The organism is Georgenia sp. SYP-B2076 (assembly GCF_003991205.1).
GTDB lineage: Bacteria > Actinomycetota > Actinomycetes > Actinomycetales > Actinomycetaceae > Georgenia.
The window spans coordinates 48896-73582 of the sequence record NZ_RXOZ01000003.1 but is presented as its reverse complement, the minus strand read 5'-3'; the positions used below and the strand labels follow the sequence as shown (position 1 = coordinate 73582).

Here is a 24687-nt window from a genome sequence, read left to right as displayed (position 1 = left end):
ATAACCGAGGTGCGTGCGCGTCGCGACATTCCGCCGTTGCCGGTGCGAGTTGCTCCGCGCACGGGTGCGCACGGGCGTGCACGGAGGCGCGCCGGCGCGCGCCGTCCCGCGGCTTGACGGGTCGGGGCGTTTCGCCGGGGCGGGTGTGGGCCGGGTGCCGGCGAGGGGCGTCGTCCGGTGTGGGCCGTGTGACGCCGCACTCAGTGTCGGAAAAATTGTTGATGCGTCAACTAAGTGCGGGTTAGGGTGCGGGTGGCTGGCCGGTGTGGGCGGGACGCGTGCTTCGGCCGGCTACCCGCCGCGGGGCACTCACGGCGTGGTCCGCCCGGCCTGACACGGCCGGCGGCTGAGCGGCGCCCGACCATACGCCGCCTCGCAACGCCCCTGACGGCCAGACGCACGCCCCCTCCCACCACGAAGGACCTCACATGTTCCGCACCACGCCCAACAGCACCCTCGGCGACATCCTCCTGCTCCTGGCCCGCGTGGGCCTCGGGGTGGTCTTCCTCGCCCACGGGCTGCAGAAGTTCGCCACCAACGGCATGGGAGCCACCGCCGAGGGCTTCGCGGCGATGGGCGTCCCGGCGCCCGCCCTCTCGGCATGGTTCGCCGCCATCGTCGAGACGGCCGGCGGCGCGGCGCTCATCCTCGGGGTCCTGACGCCGCTCTTCTCGCTGCTCCTCGCGCTCGACATGATCGGCGCGATGGTGCTCGTCCACCTCCCCAACGGTCTCTGGGCGGCCGAGAACGGGTACGAGCTCGTCCTGGCGCTGGCCGCCGGCGCGCTGGCGGTGGGTGCCGTGGGCGCCGGTCGCCTCAGCGTCGACGCCGTGCTCGCCAGGAAGCTGGGCGGCCGCGACGAGCTCACGCGCGAGACCGACCGCGTCCTGGCGGGCGCGCGCTGACCCTGCCGTCTGCGGGGCCGGTGGCGCGCTGGCGCCACCGGCCCCGTTGCGGCGCGGGTCCGTCACCACTTGCTCATGGTCATGCCGGTCATCACGTAGGTCCGGCCGGCGGCCGCCAGGCCTACCGCGCCCGGGGCGTCGGCAGCTTGGTGCCCACCGCGTCGCGCTCGTCGAGGATCTCTCGGCGGAACCGCACGAGCTTCGCGGGGCGCCCGCCGGTCGAGGGGTCCACGCCCCCGGTGTCCTCGACCAGCTCCTGCTGCTCGACGAGGCGGCGGAAGTTCTGCTTGTGAAGGTGCTGGCCGGCGATGGCCTCGACGCTCTCCTGAAGGCGACCAAGCGTAAAGGCACCCGGGAGTAGCTCGAAGACCACCGGACGGTATTGGATCTTCGCGCGCAGCCGGGCGATGCCGGTGGCGAGGATGCGGCGGTGGTCCCGGTCCATGCGCAGCCCCGGGGCGTCGCCGGCAAGCCCGCCGCGCGACTCGGGCACGAGGCCGGCCTCGTAGAGCAGCTCGTAGCGCTCCAGCGCCGCGCCCGGCAGCCACGGGTGGCCGCCCAGGCCGAACGTTACCGCGCACCTCAGCCGCCGCCGCTCGCGGAACTGCGGCTCGGCCGACTCCGCCCACGCCGCGAGCGCGGGCTCCAGCCGCTCGGCGACAAGGCCGGGGTCGTCGCGCCGGTCCTCCCAGGGAAAATACTCGTACCAGCTGCGCCAGCCGGGCGTCACGTCCGGGACCGTGGTCAGGCCGAGGTAGGACACCTCGAGCACCGGGCTGATGCCCCGGTCGCGGTCCGCGAAGGTGTAGAGCTGCTCGACGTAGCCCAGCTCGTAGCCCGTCTGCCGCTCCACCCAGGAGCGCAGGCCCGCCTGCATCGACCGGTGCTCCGGCTGGAGCGGACCCGCCGGGAGGCGGCGGCCGCCCGCGGTGGTCAGGACGAAGGGGGTGCCCGCGCTGACGGCGATGATGACCGCGACGAGCTGGGCGGTGACGAGCGCGTCGTTCCGTGCGGGCTCGGGCACGACGTCCTCCTGCTCTCCGGGCAGCGGGTGCCGCTGCGTGCTCATCATGTCAAGGTCGGGGTGCGGGCCCGCGACGGCGCAGCGACGCGGTCCGTGAGGGCGCCGCCCGCCGTTTCGCCAACTGTGGTGAGGGTTTGCTGGTGATAGACCAGCGAATCCTCACCGCAGGCGCTTGACACCTGGCCGGCCGACGTCGGAGCCTGGCCGGTCGACGTCGGAGCCGGGCGGGCGCGGACCTCGGCCCCGCGACGCCGGCGCCCACGTGACCGCCGTCGGGGACGCTATCGAGCCCTGACGCGCTCGTAGGTCTCGATGAAGCGCTCGACGGGCATCGCGGCGACCCACCTCGCCAGCAGGGCGTGGTCCACGTCGCCGGGCTTCCTCAGCCGCAGGCAGCTCTTGCCCATGTCGAGGCGCCCGGTGCTGGCCTTCCACTCAGCCTGGAAGGTCTCGAGGTCCTCCGGCACCGAGTACAGGCCCATGAGATAGACGGACACGTAGCTCTTCTGCGCCGCGACGGACGCGTACGCGAGCGGGTGGCCGTTGTACGTCTCGGGGAATCGCTCGAGCGGGACCACCCACCCCGGCATCCCGAACTGCATGCCCAGCGCGTACCCGTCCGGCACGGCCGCGCGGACGGTCTCGAACACGGGCAGCAGCACCTCGCGCCGCGGCTCGGGCGCGGCGTCGAGATAGGCGGCGACGTCGTCGGGAAGTTGCTCCATCCCTCAATCCTGCACGGCCTGGCGGCGCTCGAGGGCCTCCAGCACGCCGGGCACCTGCCGCGCCAGGTCGAAGCCGTCCTTGCCATGGACCGTGGGCACCCCGTGCTCGGCGTTGGCGTTGCGCAGCGGGTTGGGCTGCTCGATGGCCTCGGTCGTGCCGTGGGAGAGCACCTGCTCCGCCGGCGTGAGCTCGCGGATCGCGATCGCGGCGACGTGGCCGGGGTGCTCGCGGGCGACGTCGTCGTAGATCATCGGGTCGTGCTGGCCGTCGTCGCCCACCAGCAGCCAGCGGATCTCGGGGAACGTGATCATGAGGTTGCGCAGCTGGGTGCGCTTGTGCTCGATGCCGGAGCGGAACCAGCCGGTGTTCGTGGGGCCCCAGTCGGTCATGAGCATCGGCCCCTCGGGGAAGCCGTGCCGCTCCATGAAGCGGCGCAGCGTCGGCACCACGTTCCAGGCCCCGGTGGACAGGTAGAAGACGGGCGCGTCCGGGTGGTCGCGCAGCACGGAGCGGTACAGCTCGGCCATGCCGGGCACGGCCCGGCGGGCGCTGGTGTGGCGCACGAACGTGTTCCAGGCGGCGAGCAGGGCGCGCGGCAGCATCGTCACCATGATCGTGTCGTCGATGTCCGAGACGATGCCCCCGCGCGCCTCCGGGTCCACCACCAGCACCTTCGCGGTGGTCGGCGCGGCCGCCCGCGCCTCGATGGTCACCTCGTGCCACCCGGGCGGAAGCCCGTGGTCACGGACGATGACGTCGATGTACCCGCCGCGGTCCGTCGTCGTGCGCACCTCCTGGCTGCCGGCGCGCACGACGACGGGCAGGAAGCCCACCTGCGCGGTGAAGAAGGAGCGCCAGCCGCGCTGCGCCTCCGCGGCAAGGTTGATGGGCCCGACCGGGGTGACGTCCTGGTCCACGGGCGTGTCCGGGTCGGCCATGACCACCCGGCCGAGCACGTGCAGGCTCTGGGCCGAGCCGTAGCCGGTCAGGCCGATGGTCCGTGGCCGCCAGCCGCGGTCACGCAGGTAGGCGACGCTGCGGCGGTTGATCGTGTCGTCGAGGTAGAGGCCGAACCGGGACAGGGGCATGGGCCACAGGCTAGTGGCGGGCGCGGCGGCGGGCGCGGGCAGGTGGTCGCGCCGGGTCCGGCCGGGTGGCCGGGGCCCGGCCGGATGGTCGCGCCGGGTCCGGCCGGGTGGCCGCGCCAGCGGGCCGCGCGGGCCGGCCCCCGCCGTCCGGCCCGCGGGCGCGCCCGGGTCAGCAGGTCTCGGCGACGAAGCCGGCGTCCGGGGCGCGGTACACGCGCCAGACCCGCACGTCCTTCCCGGTGCCGTGCGAGTGCTTCTGGTGCACCCGCACCGCGTCCTGCACGGCGGCGCCCTCGCCGTCGATGACCTGTCGCCCGGTGCGGCCGGCGACGACGAACGTCGTCAGGCCGAGGAACTCGTCGAGGTCGCCGGGCGCGTGACCGTTCACCTCGGTGACGGCGTAGGGCACGCCAGAGATCACCGTTTCGGGCGCTGAGCTGGTCATGGCGGCTCCTTCGTTGTGAGCATCGGACGGGCGGGAGAGAGAACCTCGCGCCCGGCCGGCGACGCCGCCGGCTCCCTCCTAGCGTCGGGCCGGCCCGTGTTGGCGTCAAGCGTCGAACAGGGTGATTCGCGGTCTGCGGGCGGGAGTCCCGTGGACACGGCACCGGGCCGGGACGCCGCGGCGTCCCGGCCCGGGAGGTCCGGCCGGACGGCGGTGCGCCGCCCGCCCGGTCAGTGGATGCGGCGGTCGTCGTGCCGCTCCACGTACTCCGTGTGGCTGGTGTTGGTGCGCTGCTTGTTCATCGCCAGGACGACGACGAGCGCGATGACGCCCGCGGCCATGCAGATGTAGCCCACCATCGTCAGGTCGACGCCCGAGAACACGTCCGAGACCGCGAACGCGAGGATCGCCCCGGCGACGATCAGGAAGATGCTGCCTCCGATACCCATGTGCCGTCCCTTCTGTCGGGACCCGCAGCGCGGGTCGCTGGCGACAGTGTGGTGGCGGCCACGGGCGTCCGCATTTCGGGCGGCTAGAGGCCGGGGATGCCGACGGCGCGCCCGGAGGTCCGGGCGAGGTGGTCGAGGTGGTCCGCGCGCGCCTCGACCGTGCGGTGGTAGTGCCCGAACAGCTCGAAGCTCACGGCGCCGAAGAGCAGCGTCCAGGCGTCGATGACGGCGACGACGACGATGGGCTCCACGTCCGTCAGCACCGCCGCCACGTCGTCCGGCATGGTCGCCGCGGCGTCGGCGGCGCGGTCCCTGGCATCGGCGCGCAGCGCCGCGCTCAGCGGCGGTGCCGGGGCCGGGTCCAGGCCCGGGCCGCGGCCGGCGTCGACGGCGATGCGGGCCAGGCGCAGCACGACGCCGGTCGCGGGGACGACCGTGTCCTCGGGCGCCCGGTACCCGGGCACCGGCGAGCCGTAGATCAGCGCGTACTCGTGCGGGTGCGCCAGGCCCCACTGGCGCACCGCCCGGAAGACGGCGAGCCACCGGCCGGCGTGGTCGTCGCGCGGGCACGGCTCCTCGGCGACGCGGGCGGCCTCGCCGACGCCCTCGTAGGCGTCGATGATCAGCGCGGTCAGCAGGGCGTCCCGGCTGGGGAAGTAGCGGTAGACGGCGGACGGGGCCATGCCGAGCTCGCGCGTGACCGCCCGGACCGAGAGGCCGCCGGCGCCGTGCTCGGCGAGGTGCCGGCGGGCGACGTCGGTGATCTCGCGGACCAGCTCCTGGCGGGCGCGCGCGCGAATCCCGAGGGTGGAGGCCATGGGTTGAGTCTGCCACCACAACGTGAGCAGCGCACATCAATGTGAACAGTGCTCTTGACAGCGTGGTCCTTCACGAAGACAGTGATCACGTCAGAGAACACCGTTCACACATTGGAGCGCATCATGTCCGTGCACGTCGTCGTCGGAGCGGGGCCGGTCGGTTCCGCCCTCGCCACCCTGCTCGCAGACCAGGGCCACGGTGTCCGCGTCATCACCCGGTCCGGGCGGGGGCCCGTGCACCCCGGCGTCGAGCGGCTCCGCGCCGACGCCGCCGACCCCGCGGCGTTGGCGAAGCACGTCGCGGGCGCAGCCGCCCTGTACAACTGCGCCAACCCCCCGACCTACCAGGCGTGGGAGACGCAGTGGCCGCCCCTTGCCGCCGCCCTGCTGCGGGCCGCAGAGGGCAGCGATGCCGTGCTCGTCACGATGGGCAACCTCTACGGGTACGGCCCGGTGGACGGGCCCATCAGCCGGGACCACCCCCTCGCGGCCGCCAGCCGCAAGGGCCGCCTCCGGGCGCGCATGTGGCAGGAGGCGCTCGCGGCCCACGCAGCCGGGCGCGCGCGGGTGACCGAGGTCCGGGCGTCGGACTATCTCGGGCCGGGCGTCACCCCGGCCACCGGGCTCCTCGCCCGGTACGCGCAGACGGTCCGCGCCGGCAGGCCGACCTGGGTCTTCGGCGACCCCGACGCCCCGCACAGCTGGTCCTACGTGCCGGACATCGCCCGGACGCTGGCCGTCGCCGGGACCGACGAACGGGCCTGGGGCCAGGCGTGGCACGTGCCCTCCGACCCGCCGGTCGCGGTGCGGGCGGTGCTGGCCGACCTGGCGCGGCTGGCCGGCCGGCGGCCGCCCCGCGTGCACCGGGTGCCACGCTCCGTGCTGCGCGCCGCGGGGCCCTTCGTGCCCGTGCTCCGCGAGCTGGACGAGATGCTCTACCAGTTCGAGCGGCCCTTCGAGATCGACGCCGCGGTCACCACCTCGACCTTCGGGATCCGCCCCACCCCCTGGCCGGAGGTGCTGGCCGGCGTGGCCGCCGGCTGGTCCCCGGCGGCCGCCTCGCGCCAGGCGTGACGGCGGCGGTCGCCCCAGTCCGGGCGGTCCCGCAGCCGGCGGTCGCCCGAAGCCGGGCGATCGCCCCAGTCCGGGCGGTCCTGCGGCCGCGGTCGCCCGGGCGCGGCGGCAGGCCCGCGAGCCCCGCACGGTAGTGTCGATGGCCGCCGCGGCGCTCCACGAGCGACCCGGCACCACCTGGCAGGGCGACGGAAGGCACGACGTGGGATCGGCAGCGGGTCTGCGCACCTCGGCGGGGGCGCCCGGCAGGGCCGACCTCGAGACCCTCCCGGAGGCCGGCGGGCCGGCGCCGCGGCCGCTGCGGGTCCGGCTCGCCGCCTTCGTCGTCACGCTCGGCGGCCTGCTGTTCGGCTACGACACCGGCGTCATCGCCGGCGCGCTGCCGTACATGGCGCGCGGCCCGGAGGCCGGCGGGCTCGGGCTGACCCCGGCCACCGAGGGGCTCGTGACCTCCTCGCTGCTCGTCGGCGCCGCCTTCGGCGCGCTCCTGTCCGGCCGGGTCTCCGATCGGCACGGACGACGACGCACCCTCCTGGTCCTGGCCGTCATCTTCCTCGTCGGTGCCCTGGGCTCGGCGCTCGCGCCGGACCTGGCGGTGATGGTGGCCGCGCGCGTCGTCCTCGGGCTCGCGGTCGGCGGCGCCTCGGCCACCGTGCCGGTCTACCTTGCCGAGCTCGCGCCGAAGGAGAGCCGCGGCAGCTTCGTCGCCGTCGACCAGCTCATGATCGTCACCGGTCAGCTGCTGGCCTACACAGTCAACGCCGTCCTCGCGAACACCCTCGACAGCCCGCACACCTGGCGGTACATGCTCGTCATCGCATCGGTCCCGGCCGTCGCCCTGTGGGTCGGGGTGCACGTCGTCCCGGAGACCTCCCGCTGGTACGCGGCCGGCGCGCGCTACGGCGAGGCGCTGACGACGCTGCGGCGCACCCGCCCGGCCGGGCACGACTCCGTCGGCGAGGTCCTCGAGATGGCCGAGGTGGCCGCGCGGGAGTCCGCGACGCGGCGGCTCGGCCGACCGGACCTGCGGGCGCCCTGGATCAGGCGGCTGATGGTGGTCGGCATCGGCGTCGCCGTCATCCAGCAGGTCAGCGGTGTCAACACGATCATGTACTACGCCCCGACGCTCCTGGAGATCACGGGTCTGGCCACGGACGCGGCCCTGACGGCCACTATCGCCAACGGCGTGGTCTCGGTGCTCGCGGCGGTCCTCGGGCTGCACATCGTGCGCCGGCTTCGCCGCCGCGCGATGCTGCTTGCCGGGCAGGGCGGGATCCTCGTGTCCCTGGTGGCGCTGAGCGTGACCTTCGGGGCGGTCATCCAGCCGGCCCTCGACGTCGGCGCCGTGCCGCCGGCCGCGGCCAGCTACCTGGTGCTCGGCTTCATGCTGCTGTTCCTGCTCTTCCAGCAGGCGGCGCTCTCCCCGGTCACCTGGGTGATGCTCTCGGAGATCTTCCCGCTCCGGATGCGCGGGCTCGGGATCGGAATCGCCGTGTTCATGCAGTGGATCGTCAACGCGGCGATCTCGTTCAGCTTCCCCGTCCTCGTCGCGGCGGCCGGGGGCGCGGTGACGTTCCTGGTCTTCGCCCTCGTCAACGTCGGGGCGATCGTGTTCTCGTGGCGGATGATCCCGGAGACGTCCGGGCTCTCGCTCGAGGAGGTCGAGGGGGAGTTCCGGCGGTCCGCGTAGGCGCCGCCGGGCGGCCGTCCGGTTGGGTGCGGCCGTCAGACGACGTTGCGCGGCCGCCGGGCGGGCCGGGCAGCCGCGACGTCGGGCACGTCAGGCGACGTTGGGCGGCTCGGGGACCGCCGCCGCGGGGGCGATCGGGAACCCGGGGTCCTTCTCGACGATGTCGACGATCTCCCCGATGTTGGTGACCTCGAGGAGGAACCGCACGACGTCCGGCGGCTCGATGATCTGCATCCTGTCCGGCAGCCGGTACGCCACCCGCGCGAGGACCGCGATGACGGAGGAGTCCATGAAGACGAGGTTGCGCACGTCGACGTCCACGGGAAGGCCGGACCGCTCGATCTCCCGGGCGGCCTCGGTGAGCTCCTCGTTCATGCTCACGTCCAGCTCACCGGCCAGGATCAGCCGGTTGCGGCTGGGGGAGGTCAGCAGCGCGACCGAACCCTCGTCGCCCGCATACTCCTCGCGAGGGGGCGCCTCTACCGTGCTGTCAGCCATGGCGCCGCCCCTCTGCGTGAAGTCGCAAACGACCGGCGGGTCCCGGTCGTTTACAGTGTAAGGCCATGGAGGTCTCCGTGTGACCAGGCGGCATCCTACGATGGCAGGACGTGACCGGCCCCCGCCGCGCGCACGCCGTAGGCTGGAGTGCGCAGGATCCGCCGTCGGAAGGCAGGATCCGCCGTCGGAAGCAGGGATCGGGCCATGGACGAGAGCGCCACCACCGATCGCGCGAGCCGCGCGGTGCTCACGCGGGAGCGGATCGTCGCTGCCGCGCTCGATTTGGTGGACCGGGAGGGGCTCGAGGCCCTCAACATGCGCCGGCTCGGCGCCGAGCTCGGCGTCGAGGCCATGGCCCTGTACCGCTACATCAACGGCCGCGAGGACCTCCTCGAGGCGATGGTCGACCACCTCACTGAGCGCCTGCAGCTCTCGCAGGAGATGGACCTCAGGCCCGACGGAGGCTGGCAGGCGTACCTCCAGTGGCTCGCCCACACCGTCCGGGACGTCGCCTACGCGCACCCGCAGGTCTTCCCGCTCATGGCGACCCGCAACCCGGCCGCCCCGTGGATCCGCCCGCCGCTGCGCAGCCTCGAGGTGGTCGAGGACTTCCTCATGTCGCTGACCACCCGCGGGTTCAGCGACGACGAGGCGGTCGCGGCCTACCGCGCCTTCTCCAGCTTCCTCATCGGCCACCTGCTCCTCGACGTGGCGCAGCGCGGGGCGCCGACCGCCCCCGCCGATGAGGTTCTCGACGAGGGCGGCGCGTCGGTGCCGAACAGCTCGCGGTCCCTGGCGGAGTACCCGAACGTCGAACGGCTCGAGGCCAAGCTGTCCGAGGACCACGCTGACGAGGAGTTCGAGAGCTCGCTGGAGAACCTCCTCGAGCGCATCGCGGCGTTGGTCAGCGCGTAGCGCGGCCGGCCCTCGGCCCGCCCGCGCGCCGGGTTCGCTCCGGTCCCCGTGCCCGCCCGCCGGGCTCGACGCCGTTCCCGTGCCCGCCGGTGCTTCCGCCGGCTGTGCCGTCGCGGGGCGGCCACGCGACGTCGCGGCCCCCCGCCCGCGGGCGATGGCGCCCAGGGTCATTTGACTTCCACCCGCGGGGCGCTACGTTGTTCCATATAACGGAACTACGTTCCGTTAATGGGACCCCAACATTGTCGTTCTGAAGTCCAGCAGCACAGACCACCTCGCCGGGTGCGCGGGCCCACCGCGTCACCACGGGCCCGCACCAGCGCGCCCGGCGGCGGCACCACCCTCTTGCGCCCGCGACCCGGGCGCACGGCCGGAAGGATCCTCATGGAACAGCGCTACGCCACGAGCCCGGAGCAGGTCCCGGGGATGACGACGGAGGAGCTCCGCCGTCGGTACCTCGTCCAGGACCTCTTCGTCGACGACGCGGTCAAGGCCGTCTACACCCACCACGACCGGATCGTCCTGGCGGGGGCGAGCCCGCGGACGAAGGCCCTCACCCTGGAGACCTTCCCGGAGATCCGCAGCGACTTCTTCCTCGAGCACCGCGAGGCCGGGGTGGTCAACATCGGCGGCCCCGGCACGATCACCGTGGACGGGACCGAGTACGCCCTGGGCAAGGGCGCCTGCCTGTACATCGGGCGCGGCGCCCGCGACGTCGTGCTCGCCTCCTCGGAGCCCGACGGAGAGCAGGGCGCGGCCGCGTTCTACCTCTTCTCCGCGCCGGCCCACACCGCCTACCCGACCACCCTCGTGGAGGCCGGCCAGGGCAACGTCCGCGAGCTCGGTGACCCGCTCACCTCGAACCGGCGCACCCTGAACCAGTACATCCATGAGAACGGCATCAAGAGCTGCCAGGTCGTCATGGGCGTGACGACCCTGCACCCCGGCAGCATGTGGAACACGATGCCTGCCCACACCCACGACCGCCGCACCGAGTGCTACGTCTACTTCGACGTGCCCGAGGACGCCCGCGTCGTCCACATCATGGGTGACCCCTCCGAGACCCGGCACCTGGTCATCGCGGACCGGGAGGCCGTCATCTCGCCGAGCTGGTCCGTGCACTCCGGGGTCGGCTCCGCCAGCTACTCCTTCGTCTGGGCCATGGCCGGGGAGAACCAGTCGTTCGACGACATGGACGGCTTCGCCATCGCGGAGATGCGCTGATGCCGTGGACCGCGTGACGGGGCGGCGATGGGTCGGGACGCGGCGGCGGCCGGCGGGACGGGCCACGGCGTGACGAACGCGAGCGAGAAGACGCTGCTCGTGCTGGAGGCGGCCCTCGCCCACACGCGGTTCACCGACGTCGTCGAGGCGACCGGCCTGGCGAAGGCCACGACGCACCGGATCATCGCGACCCTCATCGACCACCAGTTCGTCGTCGCAGACGCCGACGGCCGGTACCTGCCGGGGCCCAAGGTCCTGGCGCTGGCCGGCCGGGCGCTGGAGCACATCGACATCTCCGCGATCGCCAAGCCGTTCGCAGACGCCCTGGTCGGCCGCGTGCGCTGCACCGTCCATGTCGGGGCGGCGGCCGGCGACGAGGTCATCTACCTCGTCCGCACCGACTCGGACAAGCCCTACCAGATGCCGTCCCGGGTGGGGGCCACCATCCCGATGCACTCCTCCGGGATCGGCAAGGTCATCCTCGCGGCCTGCACCGACGAGGAGGTCGACCGCTTCGTGGCCCGGGCCGGCCTGCCCCCACGCACGGAGCACACCATCACCACCCCCGAGGCGCTGCGCGCGGAGATCGGGCGCGTCCGCTCCCGCGGCTACGCGCTCGACCGCGAGGAGAACGTGCCCGGGGTGCGCTGCGTCGCGGCCCCGATCCGGGACCACACCGGCACAGTCCGCTACGGGCTGAGCATCTCCACCCTCGCCGTCGAGCACACCGAGGACCAGGTCGAGGCCATGTCGGCCGAGGCGGTCCGCGCCGCCGACGCGATCTCGGCGGCCCTCGGCCACCACCCGCGCTGACCGTCCACCGCTGACCGCCGCACCGAGCGGCGCCCATCCACGAAAGAGAGCACCCATGTCCCCCCAGTCACCCGCACGACTCACCGAGCGCCTGTTCGGCCTGGACGGCCGTCTCGCCGTCGTCACCGGCGCGAGCCGCGGCATCGGCCTGGCCATCGCGCAGACCCTGGCGGCCGCCGGCGCGGACATCATCGCCGTCTCCGGCTCCCTTCCCGACGGCGACAGCGACGTCCGCACGGCGGTGGAGGCGACCGGCCGCGCCTTCACCCCGCTCCGGGTCGACCTCGCCGACCGCGGCGCCGTCGCCGCCCTCGCCGCAGACCTGGCGGACCGCGACGTCGACATCCTGGTCAACAACGGCGGCACCATCCGCCGCACCCCCGCCGCGCACCACCCCGACGAGGACTTCGACCACGTCATGGACGTCAACCTCCGCGCGGCCTGGGTGCTCTCCCGCGAGGTCGGCCGCACGATGATCGCGCGCGGGCACGGCAAGATCGTCAACACCGCGTCGATGCTCAGCTTCCAGGGCGGCATCACCGTGCCCGGCTACACCGCCTCGAAGTCCGCGATCGCCGGCCTGACCCGGGCGCTGGCCAACGAGTGGGCCGCCCACGGCGTCAACGTCAACGCCGTCGCGCCCGGCTACGTCGCGACCGACAACACCCGGGCGCTGCGCGAGGACGCCGAGCGCAGCGAGGCCATCCTCACGCGCATCCCCGCCGGCCGGTGGGCCGAGCCGGCCGACATCGCCGGCGCGGTGCTGTTCCTGTCCTCCCACGCCGCCGACTACGTCAACGGGGCCGTCGTGCCCGTCGACGGCGGCTGGCTCGCCCGCTGACCTCCCACCAGGAAGAACCCCCATGCGCATCACCATCACCGAGTGCGACCACGACAACTTCGCCGCCGAGAACGCCGTGGCCGGCGCCGCGGGCGCCGAGCTCGTCCTGACCCAGTCCCGCGGCGCGGACGAGCTCATCGCCAACTGCGCGGACGCGGACGGCATCCTCGTCCAGTACGCGTCCATCACGGCGGAGGTCATGGACGCCCTGCCCGGCCTGCGGGTCGTCGGGCGCTACGGCGTCGGCGTCGACTCGGTCGACGTGGCGGCGGCCACCGAGCGCGGCATCGCCGTGTGCAACGTGCCCGACTACGGCACCGAGTCCGTCTCCGACCACGCGATCGGGCTGACCCTGGCCGTCGCGCGGGGCATCCCGCTGCTCGACCGCGGCGTGCGCGCCGGCCGGTTCGACCTGCCCAAGGTCCGCCCCCTGTACCAGAGCGCCGACCGCGTCTTCGGGATCATCGGGATGGGACTGATCGGCACCGCGACCGCGCGCAAGGCCGCCGGCCTCGGGTACCGGGTCATCGGCCACGACATCAGGGCCGAGCCGGGCGCGGACACGTTCCGCGGCTTCCCCTCCGTGGGTCTCGAGGAGCTGCTGGAGCGCTCGCAGGTGATCTCCATGCACACGCCGCTGAACGAGGAGACCCGCGACCTCATCGGCGCGGCGGAGCTCGCCCGGATGCGCCCGGACGCGATCCTCGTCAACACCAGCCGCGGGGGTGTCGTCAACACCCCCGCGCTGGTCGAGGCGCTGCGGGCGGGCCGCATCGCCGGCGCGGGCATCGACGTCCACGAGCAGGAACCCCTGCCGGTCGACCACCCGCTGGTCGCGCTGGACAACGTCGTCCTCACGCCGCACCTCGCCTGGTACACGGAGGAGTCCTACGACGAGCTCAAGCGGCGCACCATCGAGAACGTCGTCGAGGTGTGCGCCGGGCGGCCGCCGCGCAACATCGTCAACCCCGAGGTCCTCGGCGCCCCCGGGCGCAACGCCGCGACCGCCAGGGGCTGAGACGCGGGCCGGTCAGGGGGCGGCCCGGGTGCGCAGGAAGTCCTCCACCTCGAGGAGGTGGGCGGACATGCGCACCCGGGCCCGGTCCGGGTCGCCGGCGACGACGGCGGCGAAGATGGCCTCGTGCTCGGTGTGGGAGCGCTCGGCGGCCCCCTCCTCCGTGCGCCCGCGCCGCAGCCGGTGCCGGCTCGTGCGGCCGGCGAGCGCCTCGACGAGCGCGGCGAGGACCGGGTTTCCCGAGGCCCGGGCGACCGTGCGGTGGAACGCGATGTCGGCCTCGATGAGCCCCTCGTGGTCCGTCTCCGCCCCGGCGGCCGCGGCCAGGAGCGCCGCGGCGGCGTCGAGGGCCGCGCGGGCGCCGGGCTCGAACTCCGCCGGCGCACGGCGGGCCGCGAGCCCGGCCGCCTCGGTCTCCAGCAGGCGGCGGACGGCGTGCACGTGGACTGCCTGGCCGGCGCCCTGGAGCTCCATGAGCAGGCCGACGGGCCCGACCAGGAGGCTCGAGTCGAGGCTCGTGACGTACGTGCCCGCACCCTGGCGGCTCTCGACGACGCCGAGGGCGGCCAGGGCGCGCACGCCCTCGCGCAGCGACCCGCGCGAGACGCCGAACCGCTGCGCCAGGTCCTGCTCCACGGGCAGGCGGTCGCCGGGGGCGAGCTCGCCGTCGAGGATCTGCTGCATGACCCCGTTGACCACCCGGTCCGTGCGCGAGACGCGCCGCGCCGGCCCGGTCCCTGCCCCGCCGGCCCGCCCCGCGGCCCCTCGCTCCTCCACCGGCTCAGTGTGCCCCGGCGGCGGCCGCGACGTGCGAGGCCTCCTCCCGCGCCCGGGCGGCCCAGTAGGCGCCGTCGGGGAAGCGGTACTCGGCGACCGACGCGGGCTTCATCTCGGTGGAGTAGCCGGGCCGGGTCGGGGCCCGGTAGGCGGCGTCGCGGACGACGACGGGGTCGGTGAAGTGCTCGTGCAGGTGGTCGACGTACTCGGTGATGCGGCCCTCCCGGGTCCCCGAGACGGCGACGAAGTCGAGCATGGAGACGTGCTGGACCATCTCGCACAGGCCCACCCCGCCGGCATGGGGGCACACGGGCACCTCGAACTTCGCGGCCAGCAGCAGCACCGCGACGATCTCGTTGAGGCTCGCGAGCCGCCCGGCGTCGAGCTGGCAGAAGTCCATCGCGCCGGCGGCGAGGAACTGCTTGAACATCACCCGGTTGTGGCAGTGCTCGCCCGTGGCGACCTTGACGGGGGCGACGGCCCGGGCCACCGCGGCGTGCCCGAGGACGTCGTCGGGGCTGGTGGGCTCCTCGATCCACAGCAGGTCGAACGGTGCCAGGGCGTTCACCCACTCGATCGCCTGGTCCACGTCCCAGACCTGGTTGGCGTCGATCATGAGCTTCCGGTCCGGGCCGATGACCTCGCGGGCGATGGCGCACCGGCGGATGTCCTCCTGCAGGTCCGCGCCCACCTTGAGCTTGACGTGGTCGTAGCCCTCGTCGACGGCCTCCTGGCACAGGCGGCGCAGCTTCTCGTCGCTGTAGCCGAGCCAGCCGGCGGACGTGGTGTAGCAGGGGTAGCCGGTGTCCTCGAGCTCCGCGATGCGCTGGGACTTGCCCGCCTCCTGGGCGCGCAGCAGGGCGACCGCCTCCTCCCGGGTCAGGGCATCGGAGAGGTAGCGCAGGTCGGCGACGTCCACCAGCTGCTCGGGGGTCATGTCCGCGAGCAGGCGCCACAGCGGCTTGCCGGCGAACCGGGCGGCCAGGTCCCAGGCGGCGTTCATCACGGCGGACAGCGAGAGGTGCACGACGCCCTTCTCCGGGCCCAGCCACCGCATCTGCGAGTCGGCCGTGAGCGAGCGGTACACCTCGCCCATGCCCGCGGCCATCGCGGCGACGTCGCGGCCGACCAGCTGCTCAGCCTGCTGGCGTGCCGCCGCGGCGACGATGTCGTTGCCCCGGCCGATGGTGAAGGTGATCCCGTGGCCGACCAGCGGCGCCCCGGTGCCGTCGAGGGCGTCGGTGCGCAGCACGACGTACACGGCGGAGTGGTCGCCGTCCTTGTTCATCGCGTCGGAACCGTCGGCGGTCAGCGACGTCGGGAACCGGACGTCTTCGATCTCGATACTGGTGATGCGCGGCATGGCGCCCTTCTTCCTTGAGGGGGACGCGACAGAGCGTAGCAGTCATCAGATGAATGCCGCAGACGGTCCCGCTCTCATCCAGTAGGGTGGCGCTCTGGCCTGTAAACATCGGATCTATCACTCTCGGGAGACCCCGCATGAACCAGTACGTCGTCGGGATCAGCGCGGACCTGGCCGCGCCGGACGGGCTGACCGTCTTCGGGGACATCGGCCTGGACCGGCTCACCGACGCCGGGCTGCGCTGGGAGGTCTTCCCCGACGGCGGCGCTCCCCACGCGCCCACGCCGGAGATGCTCGCGCCCTACGACGCCGTCCTCTCCCTGGGGCACTGGCCGTTCTCGCGGGACCTGGTCGCGGCCGCGCCGCGGCTGAAGCACGTCGCCCGCTTCGGCGCCGGCTACGACGGCATCGACGTCGCCGGCCTCGCCGAGGAGGGCGTCATCGTCACGAACACGCCCCTGGCCGCGCGCCGGCCGCTCGCCACCGCCGCCCTGACCTTCCTGCTCGCCCTGAGCCACCGGCTCGTCGAGAACCACCGGCTCGCGGCCGGCGGGGACTGGGAACGCCGCGGGCAGCGCCGCGGGATCGGGGTGGCCGGCCGCACCGTGGGCATCGTCGGCCTCGGCGGGGTGGGCTCCGAGGTCGCGCGGCTGATCGCCCCGCTCGGTGTGCGGATCGTGAGCGAGGACCGCCCGAGCGCACGGGCCCGGGCGGCCGAGCTCGGCGTCGAGCTCGTCTCCCGCACGCGCCTCGCGGCCGAGTCCGACTTCGTGGTCCTCACCGCGGCCCTGACGCCGTCCTCGCGGCACCTCGTCGACGCCGGCTTCCTCGCCGCGATGCGCCCGACGGCGTACGTGATCAACGTCGGGCGCGGGCAGCTGATCGACCAGGCGGCGCTCACCGAGGCGCTGCGCGCCGGGCGCATCGCCGGCGCGGCCCTCGACGTGCTCGACCCCGAGCCGCCCGCCCCCGACGAGCCGCTGCTGCGCATGGACAACGTCATCGTCACCCCGCACTCCCTGTGCTGGACGGCGGACTTCGTGCGTGACGGCTCGGGCAGCGTCGTCGAGGCGCTCGTCGACGTCGCCCGGGGGCGCCGGCCGGTCCACACCCTCGACGCGTCGGTCTATGAGGGCGGCTACCGCGCACGCCCGCGCGCCTGACGCCGGGCGCGTGCGGTAGCGCCTCGCGCCGTCGGCTCAGGCGATGTGGGAGCCGCCGTTGACGTCGTAGGTCACGCCGGTGAGGTAGCCCGCGTCGCGGCCGAGGAGGAAGGCGATGACGTTGGCGACGTCGTCGACGGTGCCGACGCGTCCCACGGGCAGGTCCCTCAGCATGGCCTCCTTGCGCTCGTCGGTGAGCCGGCCACCCATGATGTCGGTGTCGATGGAGCCGGGGGACACCGTGTTCGCGGTGATGCCGTAGGGGCCGAGCTCGCGGGCCAGGGTCTTGGCCAGGCCGATGACGCCCGCCTTGGAGGCGGCGTAGGCGGCGAGGCTGTAGACGGCGCCGCCGCGCTCGGCGGAGGTGGACGAGATGTTCACGATCCGGCCGAGCCGGTTCGCGGCCATCACCCGTGCGGCGGCCTGGGACATCAGGAACGTCCCGCGCAGGTTGATGTCGACCACGCGGTCCCACTCCTCGGGCGTGACCTCGAGGAAGGGGACCGGGGAGCTGACGCCGGCGTTGTTGACGAGGCCGACCAGCTGGGGCAGCTCGGCCACGATGCGCTCGACGGCGGCGGTGACCTGCTGCTGGTCGCGCACGTCCAGGCCGATCCCGAGGGCGGGGACGCCGTGCTCGGCGGCGATCTCGGCGGCGACCTTGTCGGTCGCGGCCTGGTCGAGGTCGACGACGGCCACGGCCCAGCCCTCGCGGGCGAGCCGGTGCGCGGTCGCGCGGCCGATGCCGCGCTCTGACGCCGAGCCCGTCACGATCGCCGTGGGCCGGTCGGGGAACGGTGCTGCGGGGTAGGGGGTCAGCATGGGATGCCTCCTTGCATCGCGGGCGGTACGCGCCGCCCTCGTGTCGGTGTTGACCAGCGCCGTGATTGATATTACCTTCTCACTCATCAACCGGAGATTTTCCTCCGCTAGCCGCAGACCTCAGGACAACGACGCCCTCCGCCCGCGGAGCGAAATCGGCCGTCCCAGCCCGTTTGCAGCAGCGCGGACCGGGCTGACGAGTTCCCCGCGACGGCCAGCGGTGCCTGTCGCAGACGTTTTCCTGCATGCATGGCGCTCGCGAGCCGAGACCACGAGAGCCCACCCGGGCACAGAGGAGAAAGACCAGATGAAGCGTACAAAGATGTGCACGGCCGCCGTCGTGGCCGCGGTCGCGGCACTGTCGCTGGCAGCGTGCGGCGGGGGAGCCGCGGAGAGCCCCTCCGCGGCCGGCGAGACGAGCGGCTCGGCCACCGAGGCGGTCGACGTCTCGGATGCCGAGACGATCTTCAAGCTCGCGTTCAACCAGACCGATCAGCACCCCCAGTACATCGCCGCGAAGCAGCTCGGCGAGGACCTCTACGAGGCGACCGACGGCCGCTACGCCATCGAGGTCTACCCGAACGAGGAGCTGGGCACCCAGTCCGACGTCGTCCAGAACCTCTCGGACGGCAGCGTCGAGATGATGTACATCGGTGGGCCGGTGCTCGAGTCCTTCAACGAGGACTTCATCGTCTTCAACCTGCCCTACGTGTTCGACAGCCCCGAGAAGCAGGCCGAGGTCTTCGCCGACGAGGCCGTGACGGGTGAGCTCTTCTCCTCGCTCGAGGACTCGAAGAACATCTCCGTGCTCGCCGCCCTCCACGCCGGCGTCCGGAACGTGTACAACTCCAAGAAGGCGATCGTGGAGCCCTCGGACCTCGACGGTCTCAAGATCCGCGTGCAGCAGTCCGACTCGCAGGTCGCGATGATCGAGGCCATGGGCGCGGTCGCGTCCCCGATGGGCCAGGGCGAGGTCTACAGCGCGCTGCAGACCGGCGCCCTCGACGGTGCCGAGAACAACGAGACGGTCTTCGACGCCCTCAAGCACGACGAGGTCGCCAAGCACTACTCCTACACCCGGCACCTGATGATCCCGGACTACCTCCTCATCAACGCCGAGACCCTCGCGGCGATGCCCGACGCCGACCGGGAGGCCTTCCTCGAGCTCATCCCCTCGACCGTCGAGTCCGCCAACGCCGGGTTCATCGAGTTCGCGGCGGAGTCCCGCGCGGCGGCCGAGAAACTCGGCGCGACCTTCAACGACGACGTCAACGTCGGTGCGTTCAAGGAGCTCGTCGCCCCGCTGGTCGAGTCCTCGGTCAACAACCCGGTGCGTCAGAAGCTCTACGACGCCATCCAGGCCGCCAACGCCAGCTGATCTGGCGGCTCTCGGTCCGAACGCAGGAAGCATCCGGGACGTGCTGGGCGTGAGCCCGGCACGTCCCGGACCTGACGTGGCCTGTTCTGCCGCGGTTCCACGATCGATGCGACTAATGAAGGAACTAAGAACATGAAAGCCATTCACAGGTTCAGAACCGGGTTGGACGCGTTCCTCCGCTGGTTCTGCGTGACCCTCTTCGCCGTCATGATCGCGCTGGTCCTGTGGCAGGTCGTGGCCCGATGGACGGTCGGCGGCAACGTCTGGACCGAGGTGACGGCCCGCATCGTGTTCATCTGGCAGGGCCTCGTGGGCGCCGCCTACGTCATCGGCGAGAAGGAGGACGTCGCGATGGACTTCCTCGTCAAGCGCTTCAAGCCGGTCGTGGTCAAGGCCGTCGAGATCTTCGCGCACCTCGTGGTCGGCGGCTTCGCCGTGTGGGTCATGATCTACGGCGGCTCGAAGTTCATCGAGAGCACCTGGGACGACACCGTCCAGCTCCTCCCGTTCTCGCAGGGGCAGGTCTACCTCGTCCTGCCGATCACCGGGGCCCTCATCGTCCTCTACTCGATCCTGCACATCATCGAGGTCATCCCCAAGGAGATCGCGGCGCCGGCTGACCCGACGGACATCGATCCCTCGAACATCCTGGAAGAGGGGATCTGACCATGAACGACGCAACGATCGTCGGCATCATCCTCATCGGGGGGATGTTCGGCCTGATGGCCCTCGGAGTCTCCGTCTCCGTGGCCATCGGCCTCCCCTCCGCCATCTCGCTGCTGTTCCTCCTCGGGCCCGACAAGGGCATCTTCACTGCGGCCCAGAAGATCTTCAACGGGATCGACAGCTTCGCGCTCCTCGCGATCCCCTTCTTCGTGCTCGCGGGGACGATCATGAACCAGGGCGGGATCGCCGACAGGCTCATCAACCTGGCCAAGGTGCTGGTCGGCCGGATGCCCGGTGCGCTCGCCCAGACCAACGTCGTGGCCAACATGCTCTTCGGCTCGATCTCGGGCTCGGCCCTGGCCGGCGCGGCCGCCGTCGGTTCGTCGATGGCCCCGGCGCAGCGCAAGGACGGCTACAACATGGGCTTCGCTGCCGCGGCCAACGTCGCCTCGGCACCGTCGGGGATGCTGATCCCGCCGTCGAACACCCTCATCGTGTACGCGCTCGTCTCGCAGGCCTCGGTTGGCGCGCTGTTCCTCGGGGGGTACATCCCCGGCATCCTCTGGGGTGCCGCCTGCATGGTGATCATCTGGCTCTACGCCCGCAAGCGTCCCGAGCTCCGGGGCACCGGGCGTCCCACCTTCGCGCTGGCGGCCAAGGCCTTCCTGCAGGCCGTGCCCTCACTCGGCCTGATCGTCGTCGTCATCGGCGGCATCGTCCTCGGCTTCTTCACCCCCACCGAGGGCGCCGTGATCGCCGTCGTCTACGCGGCCGTGCTCTCCCTCATCTACCGGACCGTCACGGTGCGCGACTTCCCCTCGATGCTCCTGAAGTCGACGCGCACCAGCTCGGTGGTCATCTTCCTCATCGCGCTTTCCTCGATCATGTCCTACGCGATGACGTTCTCCGGGATGCCGCGGCTCATCGGCAACTGGATGACGGGGATCACCGACTCGAAGATCGTCTTCCTGCTGATCATGGCGCTGATCCTGCTCGTCGTCGGCATCCCGCTCGACGCGACGCCGGCCGTGCTGATCTTCACGCCCATCTTCCTGCCCATCGCCGTCGAGTACGGCATCCACCCGGTGCACCTCGGCGTGATGATGGTGTTCAACATGGGCATCGCGGTGATCTCGCCACCATCGGCCCCGGTGCTGTTCGTGGGCGCCAAGGTGGCGGGCGTGCCCGTCGAGAAGGTCATCGGCAGACTGCTCCCGTTCTTCCTGTCGCTCATCGCGATGCTCCTCATCATCCAGTTCGTCCCCGCGCTGACGATGTGGCTGCCGGAGCAGGCCGGGCTCATCTACCCCTAGCGCGACCCTGCACGGGTGGCTCCGGGACCGTGACCACGGCCCCGGCGCCACCCGTGTCCACCCACACCCGAACGTCCAGAAAGTGGCCGACGCACCATGACCGTCCTGTCAGCACCCACCCTGCAGCTGAGCACCGGAGCGAGCATCCCTCAGGTGGGGATCGGGACCTTCCAGGTGGATCCCGCCATCACCCGCGACGTCGTGGTGGACGCGATCGCTTCCGGATACCGCAGCATCGACACGGCCGCCCGCTACCTCAACGAGGACGGCGTTGGTCGGGCGATCGCCGAGGCGGGGGTCCCGCGCGGCGAGCTGTTCGTGGCGACCAAGCTCGCCAACACGGACCAGGGCTACGACGCCACCCTGCGCGCGTTCGACGCCTCCATGACCCGGCTGGGGCTGGAGCAGCTCGACCTGTACCTCATCCACTGGCCGTGCCCCGCGCGCCGGGAGTTCCAGAACACGTGGCGCGCGATGGAGCTGCTGCGCTCGGAGGGGCGGGTCACGTCGATCGGGGTGTCCAACTTCCTCGTCCACCACCTCGAGGAGCTCCTCGAGAGCTCGCCGACCGTCCCGGCCGTGAACCAGGTCGAGCTGCACCCCTACTTCCAGCAGCGGCAGCTCCGGGAGTTCCACGCGGCGCACGGCATCCTCACGGAGGCCTGGAGCCCGTTGGCGCAGGGGGCCGTCCTCGACGACTTCACCATCGTCGACATCGCCGAGCGTCTCGACCGTTCCCCCGCGCAGGTGGTGCTGCGCTGGCACGTGCAGCTCGGCAACGTCCTGATCCCCAAGTCGGTGCTGCCCGAGCGCCAGGCCGAGAACCTCGCGCTCTTCGACTTCGAGCTCGACGACGCCGACATGGCGGCCATCGAGGCGCTCGATCGCGGGGAAGAGGGGCGGACCGGGTTCCATCCCGACCGGTTCAACGGCTTTCCCGCCGACTTCGAGGCCGCCACCCCGAAATGGAACATCCCGCCTGCGAGGTAGGGCTGGGCGGGTGCTGGGCCGGCGGGGCCCGGTGAGCAGTGTCGGCGGCGGGGAGCGAGGAGCAGCGTGGCTCAGGCATCGGTGTTCACCAGGGTGGTCGACGTTCTCGGGCACCAGATTGCCGCGGGGGAGCTCGGCGAGGGCGCGGTCCTCAACCTGACGCAGCTCGAGACGAGGTTCGAGGTCTCGCGCACGGTCGCCCGCGAGGCGATGCGCCAGCTCGAGGCGCTAGGGATGATCACCGCGAAGCGTCGCGTCGGCATCATCGTCGGACCGAAGGCGCGGTGGGCGGTGCTCAACCCGCTGGTGATCCACTGGCGGCTCGCCGGGCCGGGGCGGGACGAGCAGCTGCTCTCCCTCACCGACCTCCGCTCCGCCGTCGAGCCGACCGCCGCAAGGCTCGCCGCGACGGAGGGGACGCCCGCCCAGCGCGCGCGGCTGGTCGAGCTCTCCGCCCAGCTCGTGCGCCTCGGGCGGCAGGGCCTGGGAGACACCGCCGAGTTCCTCGAGATCGACGTCGAGTACCACCTGCTGCTCCTCCGCGCCAGCCACAACGAGATGCTCATCGCGTTCGAGCCGGCGATCGAGGCGACCCTGGTCGGCCGCAACGCGTTGGGACTCACGCCGGGCATCCCGGCGCCGCTCGCCATCGACAACCACCGGCAGGTCGCCGCCGCGGTCCTCGCCGGTGACGAGGACCTGGCCGAGGTGTGCTCGCGCCGCATCGTCAGGCTCGTGCGCTCCGAGCTTCCCCTTCAGGGGCGCGCGGAGTCCCACGCACCGCACGTCTCCCGGTAGGGGCCTGCTCCTCCGCAGGCCCCCGCGCCGGGACCGCGACGCGCGCCCGGGGTCCCGCCACGCGCGCCCGGGGTCCCGCTACGCGCGCACCCGGGGTCCCGCTACGCGCGCACCTGCGTGCCGTGCCCGGCCCGGAAGTCCCCGGGGGAGCCGAGCACCCACGCTGCGACGGAGTGGCCGAGCGCCAAGCGCTCGTCGGGGCCGTCGCCGCGCAGCAGCGCGGCGAGGTACCCGCCGCCGAAGGCGTCACCGGCCCCCACGGCCTCGACCACCTCGACCCGCCGCGCGGGCCGGCGTGTCACGGTCTGGGTCCCCGCGGCGCGGTGGAACTCCACGGCCTCCTCGGCGCCGTCCTTGACCACGACGTACTCGGGGCGCGGGAAGAGCGCGGCGACCTCCTCGGACGTCGGCGTGCCCCACAGGCGCTCCGCCTCGTCGCGGCCGACCAGCACGAGGTCCGCGCGGTTGGCCAGGGGCAGGATCGTGGCGGCGGCCTCGTCCTCGGGCCACAGCGCGGGCCGGTAGTTGACGTCGAAGGAGATCCCCACGCCGTTGGCCCTGGCGACGTCGAGGATGGCGGGCAGGAGCGCGCGGCACGACTCCGAGAGCGCCGGGGTGATCCCGCTGACGTGCACCCAGCGGGCGGTACGGATCGGCCAGGACGCGACGTCGGCGGGGCCGAGGCGGCTGGCCGCCGAGCCCTTGCGGTAGTAGTAGACCGCGGCGCCGGGGTCCTTGACGTACAGGCCGGTCAGGGCGTCCGGGTCGCGGCGCACCCAGCGCGTGTCCACGCCGCTCGCGGCGACCGTGGCCAGGACCCGGTCACCGAGGGGGTCGGCGCCCAGGGCGGAGACCCACGCGGTGCGCACGCCGAGCTCGGCGAGGTGCTGGGCGAGGTTGGACTCCGCGCCGCCCTGGGTGATCGTGAACGTCTCGGCCGACACCAGCGAGCGTGCGTCCGCCGACGTGACCATCGCCATCGTCTCCCCGATGCACAGCACCTCCGGGGCGTCGGCGACGGCGTCGGCGACGGCGGGGGCGGGCTCGGAGGTCGGGATGGTGGCCGGGGCGGCGCTCATGCCGGGCTGCCCGCGCGGCTCACGAGGGCCGTGGCGGCGGCGGTGAGCCGCGCGACGGCGCCGAAGTCCTTGGCGGCGATGGCATTCGCGGGCACCATCCAGCTCCCGCCCGCGGCGCGCACCGCAGGGATGGAGAGGTAGTCCAGCACGTTGGCCTCGTTGATGCCGCCCGTCGGGACGAACCGCATCTGCGGGAAGGGGCCGGTCAGCGCCCTGATGGCCGGGGCGCCGCCGGAGGTCTCGGCGGGGAAGAACTTGACGGTCCGCAGCCCCATGGCGAGGGCGGCCTGCACCTCCGTCGCGGTCGCGGTGCCGGGCAGGGCGAGGACGCCATGCTCGGCGCAGCGTTCGACCACCGCCTGGCTGAGGCCGGGCGACACGACGTAGCTCGCGCCCGCAGCGACCGCCTGGTCGACCTGGTCGGGGCCGGTGACGGTCCCGGCCCCCAGCAGCATCGGTGCGGAACCGTCGGCCGGCGCGGTCAGCCCGGCGTCGACGATCGCGCGGATCGCGTCGGCCGCCGCGGCGGTACGGAACGTGACCTCGGCGACGGGCAGCCCGCCGGCCGTCAGCGCCCGGGCGAGGGGGACGGCGTCGCCGGCGTCCTCGAGCACCACCACGGGCACGAGGCGGTAGGCCTCGAGAGCGGCGAGGAGCGCCTCGTGGCCGTCGGGGCCCGGCGCCGCGGATCCGCCGCCCGCCTGCGCGTGCGCGGTCATCGGGAGCCCGCCTTCGCGTCCGCCCGGCGGCGGAGGGGCGCGAGACGAGTGAGGACGGTCTTCATGACGGTGTTCTCCTCCGTGGTGGCGTGGG

26 protein-coding genes are annotated in these 24687 nt (G+C 72.9%); 14 read left to right on the top strand and 12 right to left on the bottom strand.

All coding sequences use genetic code 11. The features are described from left to right. Positions 1-428: 428 nt before the first annotated feature. Positions 429-905, top strand: coding sequence for a DoxX family protein (locus EJK16_RS01935; protein WP_127125804.1), 477 nt, complete (start codon positions 429-431; stop codon positions 903-905). 121 nt (positions 906-1026) lie between these two features. Here EJK16_RS01935 and EJK16_RS01930 read toward each other — a convergent pair whose 3' ends face one another. The 6 genes from EJK16_RS01930 to EJK16_RS01905 all read right to left on the bottom strand — a co-directional run bounded on the left by EJK16_RS01930 (position 1027) and on the right by EJK16_RS01905 (position 5455). Further along, on the bottom strand, positions 1027-1974 hold the full coding sequence (locus EJK16_RS01930; RefSeq protein ID WP_240645715.1) for a hypothetical protein: 948 nt from the start codon (positions 1972-1974) through the stop codon (positions 1027-1029). Between the two features lie 236 nt (positions 1975-2210). Beyond that, positions 2211-2654 carry a DUF1801 domain-containing protein gene (locus EJK16_RS01925; RefSeq protein WP_127125802.1) on the bottom strand — a complete coding sequence of 148 codons (444 nt, stop codon included), beginning with the start codon at positions 2652-2654 and terminating at the stop codon, positions 2211-2213. A 3-nt stretch (positions 2655-2657) separates the two neighbouring features. Further along, a complete protein-coding gene (locus EJK16_RS01920; protein WP_127125800.1) occupies positions 2658-3743 on the bottom strand; it encodes an App1 family protein in 1086 nt (361 codons plus the stop codon). A gap of 169 nt (positions 3744-3912) precedes the next feature. After that, on the bottom strand, positions 3913-4188 hold the full coding sequence (locus EJK16_RS01915) for a hypothetical protein (RefSeq protein ID WP_127125798.1): 276 nt from the start codon (positions 4186-4188) through the stop codon (positions 3913-3915). Positions 4189-4418: 230 nt separating this feature from the next. Beyond that, the gene (locus EJK16_RS01910; protein ID WP_127125796.1) at positions 4419-4637 is read right to left on the bottom strand and encodes a DUF6458 family protein; all 219 of its coding nucleotides are present in this window, start codon (positions 4635-4637) and stop codon (positions 4419-4421) included. A gap of 83 nt (positions 4638-4720) precedes the next feature. Then, positions 4721-5455, bottom strand: coding sequence for a TetR/AcrR family transcriptional regulator (locus tag EJK16_RS01905; RefSeq protein WP_127125794.1), 735 nt, complete (start codon positions 5453-5455; stop codon positions 4721-4723). 123 nt (positions 5456-5578) lie between these two features. Here EJK16_RS01905 and EJK16_RS01900 point away from each other — a divergent pair, with 123 nt between their 5' ends. Together EJK16_RS01900 and EJK16_RS01895 are read left to right on the top strand one after the other, a co-directional pair. Continuing rightward, the gene (locus EJK16_RS01900; protein ID WP_127125792.1) at positions 5579-6529 is read left to right on the top strand and encodes an NAD-dependent epimerase/dehydratase family protein; all 951 of its coding nucleotides are present in this window, start codon (positions 5579-5581) and stop codon (positions 6527-6529) included. Positions 6530-6668: 139 nt separating this feature from the next. Further along, positions 6669-8219, top strand: coding sequence for a sugar porter family MFS transporter (locus EJK16_RS01895; RefSeq protein ID WP_127125790.1), 1551 nt, complete (start codon positions 6669-6671; stop codon positions 8217-8219). Between the two features lie 90 nt (positions 8220-8309). On the opposite strand, the gene EJK16_RS01890 is transcribed toward EJK16_RS01895, so the two are convergent. After that, on the bottom strand, positions 8310-8717 hold the full coding sequence (locus EJK16_RS01890; protein ID WP_127125788.1) for an STAS domain-containing protein: 408 nt from the start codon (positions 8715-8717) through the stop codon (positions 8310-8312). 204 nt (positions 8718-8921) lie between these two features. Here EJK16_RS01890 and EJK16_RS01885 point away from each other — a divergent pair, with 204 nt between their 5' ends. From EJK16_RS01885 to EJK16_RS01865, 5 genes are all read left to right on the top strand, one after another. Continuing rightward, positions 8922-9632 carry a TetR/AcrR family transcriptional regulator gene (locus EJK16_RS01885; RefSeq protein WP_127125786.1) on the top strand — a complete coding sequence of 237 codons (711 nt, stop codon included), beginning with the start codon at positions 8922-8924 and terminating at the stop codon, positions 9630-9632. A 384-nt stretch (positions 9633-10016) separates the two neighbouring features. Continuing rightward, a complete protein-coding gene (gene kduI / locus EJK16_RS01880; protein WP_127125784.1) occupies positions 10017-10856 on the top strand; it encodes a 5-dehydro-4-deoxy-D-glucuronate isomerase in 840 nt (279 codons plus the stop codon). Positions 10857-10925: 69 nt separating this feature from the next. After that, positions 10926-11669, top strand: coding sequence for an IclR family transcriptional regulator (locus EJK16_RS01875; RefSeq protein ID WP_240645714.1), 744 nt, complete (start codon positions 10926-10928; stop codon positions 11667-11669). 55 nt (positions 11670-11724) lie between these two features. Continuing rightward, the gene (locus EJK16_RS01870; RefSeq protein ID WP_127125780.1) at positions 11725-12510 is read left to right on the top strand and encodes an SDR family oxidoreductase; all 786 of its coding nucleotides are present in this window, start codon (positions 11725-11727) and stop codon (positions 12508-12510) included. A gap of 22 nt (positions 12511-12532) precedes the next feature. Further along, positions 12533-13528 (top strand): C-terminal binding protein, encoded by a 996-nt coding sequence (locus tag EJK16_RS01865; RefSeq protein ID WP_127125778.1) that lies wholly within the window; start codon positions 12533-12535, stop codon positions 13526-13528. Positions 13529-13540: 12 nt separating this feature from the next. Here EJK16_RS01865 and EJK16_RS01860 read toward each other — a convergent pair whose 3' ends face one another. Together EJK16_RS01860 and EJK16_RS01855 are read right to left on the bottom strand one after the other, a co-directional pair. Then, complete coding sequence (locus EJK16_RS01860; protein WP_240645713.1) at positions 13541-14302, bottom strand: FadR/GntR family transcriptional regulator; 762 nt, start codon at positions 14300-14302, stop codon at positions 13541-13543. Positions 14303-14306: 4 nt separating this feature from the next. Next, positions 14307-15665: an enolase C-terminal domain-like protein gene (locus EJK16_RS01855; RefSeq protein WP_127125776.1), complete on the bottom strand. Its 1359-nt coding sequence runs from the start codon at positions 15663-15665 to the stop codon at positions 14307-14309. Between the two features lie 137 nt (positions 15666-15802). On the opposite strand from EJK16_RS01855, the gene EJK16_RS01850 reads away from it, so the two are divergent. After that, the gene (locus EJK16_RS01850; RefSeq protein ID WP_127125774.1) at positions 15803-16828 is read left to right on the top strand and encodes a 2-hydroxyacid dehydrogenase; all 1026 of its coding nucleotides are present in this window, start codon (positions 15803-15805) and stop codon (positions 16826-16828) included. 36 nt (positions 16829-16864) lie between these two features. Here EJK16_RS01850 and EJK16_RS01845 read toward each other — a convergent pair whose 3' ends face one another. Beyond that, the gene (locus tag EJK16_RS01845; RefSeq protein WP_127125772.1) at positions 16865-17650 is read right to left on the bottom strand and encodes an SDR family NAD(P)-dependent oxidoreductase; all 786 of its coding nucleotides are present in this window, start codon (positions 17648-17650) and stop codon (positions 16865-16867) included. A 307-nt stretch (positions 17651-17957) separates the two neighbouring features. Here EJK16_RS01845 and EJK16_RS01840 point away from each other — a divergent pair, with 307 nt between their 5' ends. From EJK16_RS01840 to EJK16_RS01820, 5 genes are all read left to right on the top strand, one after another. Further along, a complete protein-coding gene (locus tag EJK16_RS01840; RefSeq protein WP_127125770.1) occupies positions 17958-19028 on the top strand; it encodes a TRAP transporter substrate-binding protein in 1071 nt (356 codons plus the stop codon). A gap of 132 nt (positions 19029-19160) precedes the next feature. After that, positions 19161-19694, top strand: coding sequence for a TRAP transporter small permease (locus EJK16_RS01835; RefSeq protein WP_127125768.1), 534 nt, complete (start codon positions 19161-19163; stop codon positions 19692-19694). Between the two features lie 2 nt (positions 19695-19696). Beyond that, positions 19697-21007 carry a TRAP transporter large permease gene (locus EJK16_RS01830; RefSeq protein ID WP_127125766.1) on the top strand — a complete coding sequence of 437 codons (1311 nt, stop codon included), beginning with the start codon at positions 19697-19699 and terminating at the stop codon, positions 21005-21007. 96 nt (positions 21008-21103) lie between these two features. Further along, the gene (locus tag EJK16_RS01825) at positions 21104-21997 is read left to right on the top strand and encodes an aldo/keto reductase (protein ID WP_127125764.1); all 894 of its coding nucleotides are present in this window, start codon (positions 21104-21106) and stop codon (positions 21995-21997) included. A 66-nt stretch (positions 21998-22063) separates the two neighbouring features. Further along, on the top strand, positions 22064-22795 hold the full coding sequence (locus EJK16_RS01820; RefSeq protein WP_127125762.1) for a FadR/GntR family transcriptional regulator: 732 nt from the start codon (positions 22064-22066) through the stop codon (positions 22793-22795). A 101-nt stretch (positions 22796-22896) separates the two neighbouring features. Here the strand turns inward: EJK16_RS01820 and EJK16_RS01815 are convergent, their stop codons facing one another. Both EJK16_RS01815 and eda read right to left on the bottom strand, forming a co-directional pair. After that, the gene (locus EJK16_RS01815) at positions 22897-23874 is read right to left on the bottom strand and encodes a sugar kinase (RefSeq protein WP_127125760.1); all 978 of its coding nucleotides are present in this window, start codon (positions 23872-23874) and stop codon (positions 22897-22899) included. Next, positions 23871-24593 carry a bifunctional 4-hydroxy-2-oxoglutarate aldolase/2-dehydro-3-deoxy-phosphogluconate aldolase gene (eda, locus tag EJK16_RS01810; protein WP_127125757.1) on the bottom strand — a complete coding sequence of 241 codons (723 nt, stop codon included), beginning with the start codon at positions 24591-24593 and terminating at the stop codon, positions 23871-23873. Before eda ends, EJK16_RS01815 begins: the two co-directional genes overlap by 4 nt. Between the last annotated feature and the right edge of the window lie 94 nt (positions 24594-24687).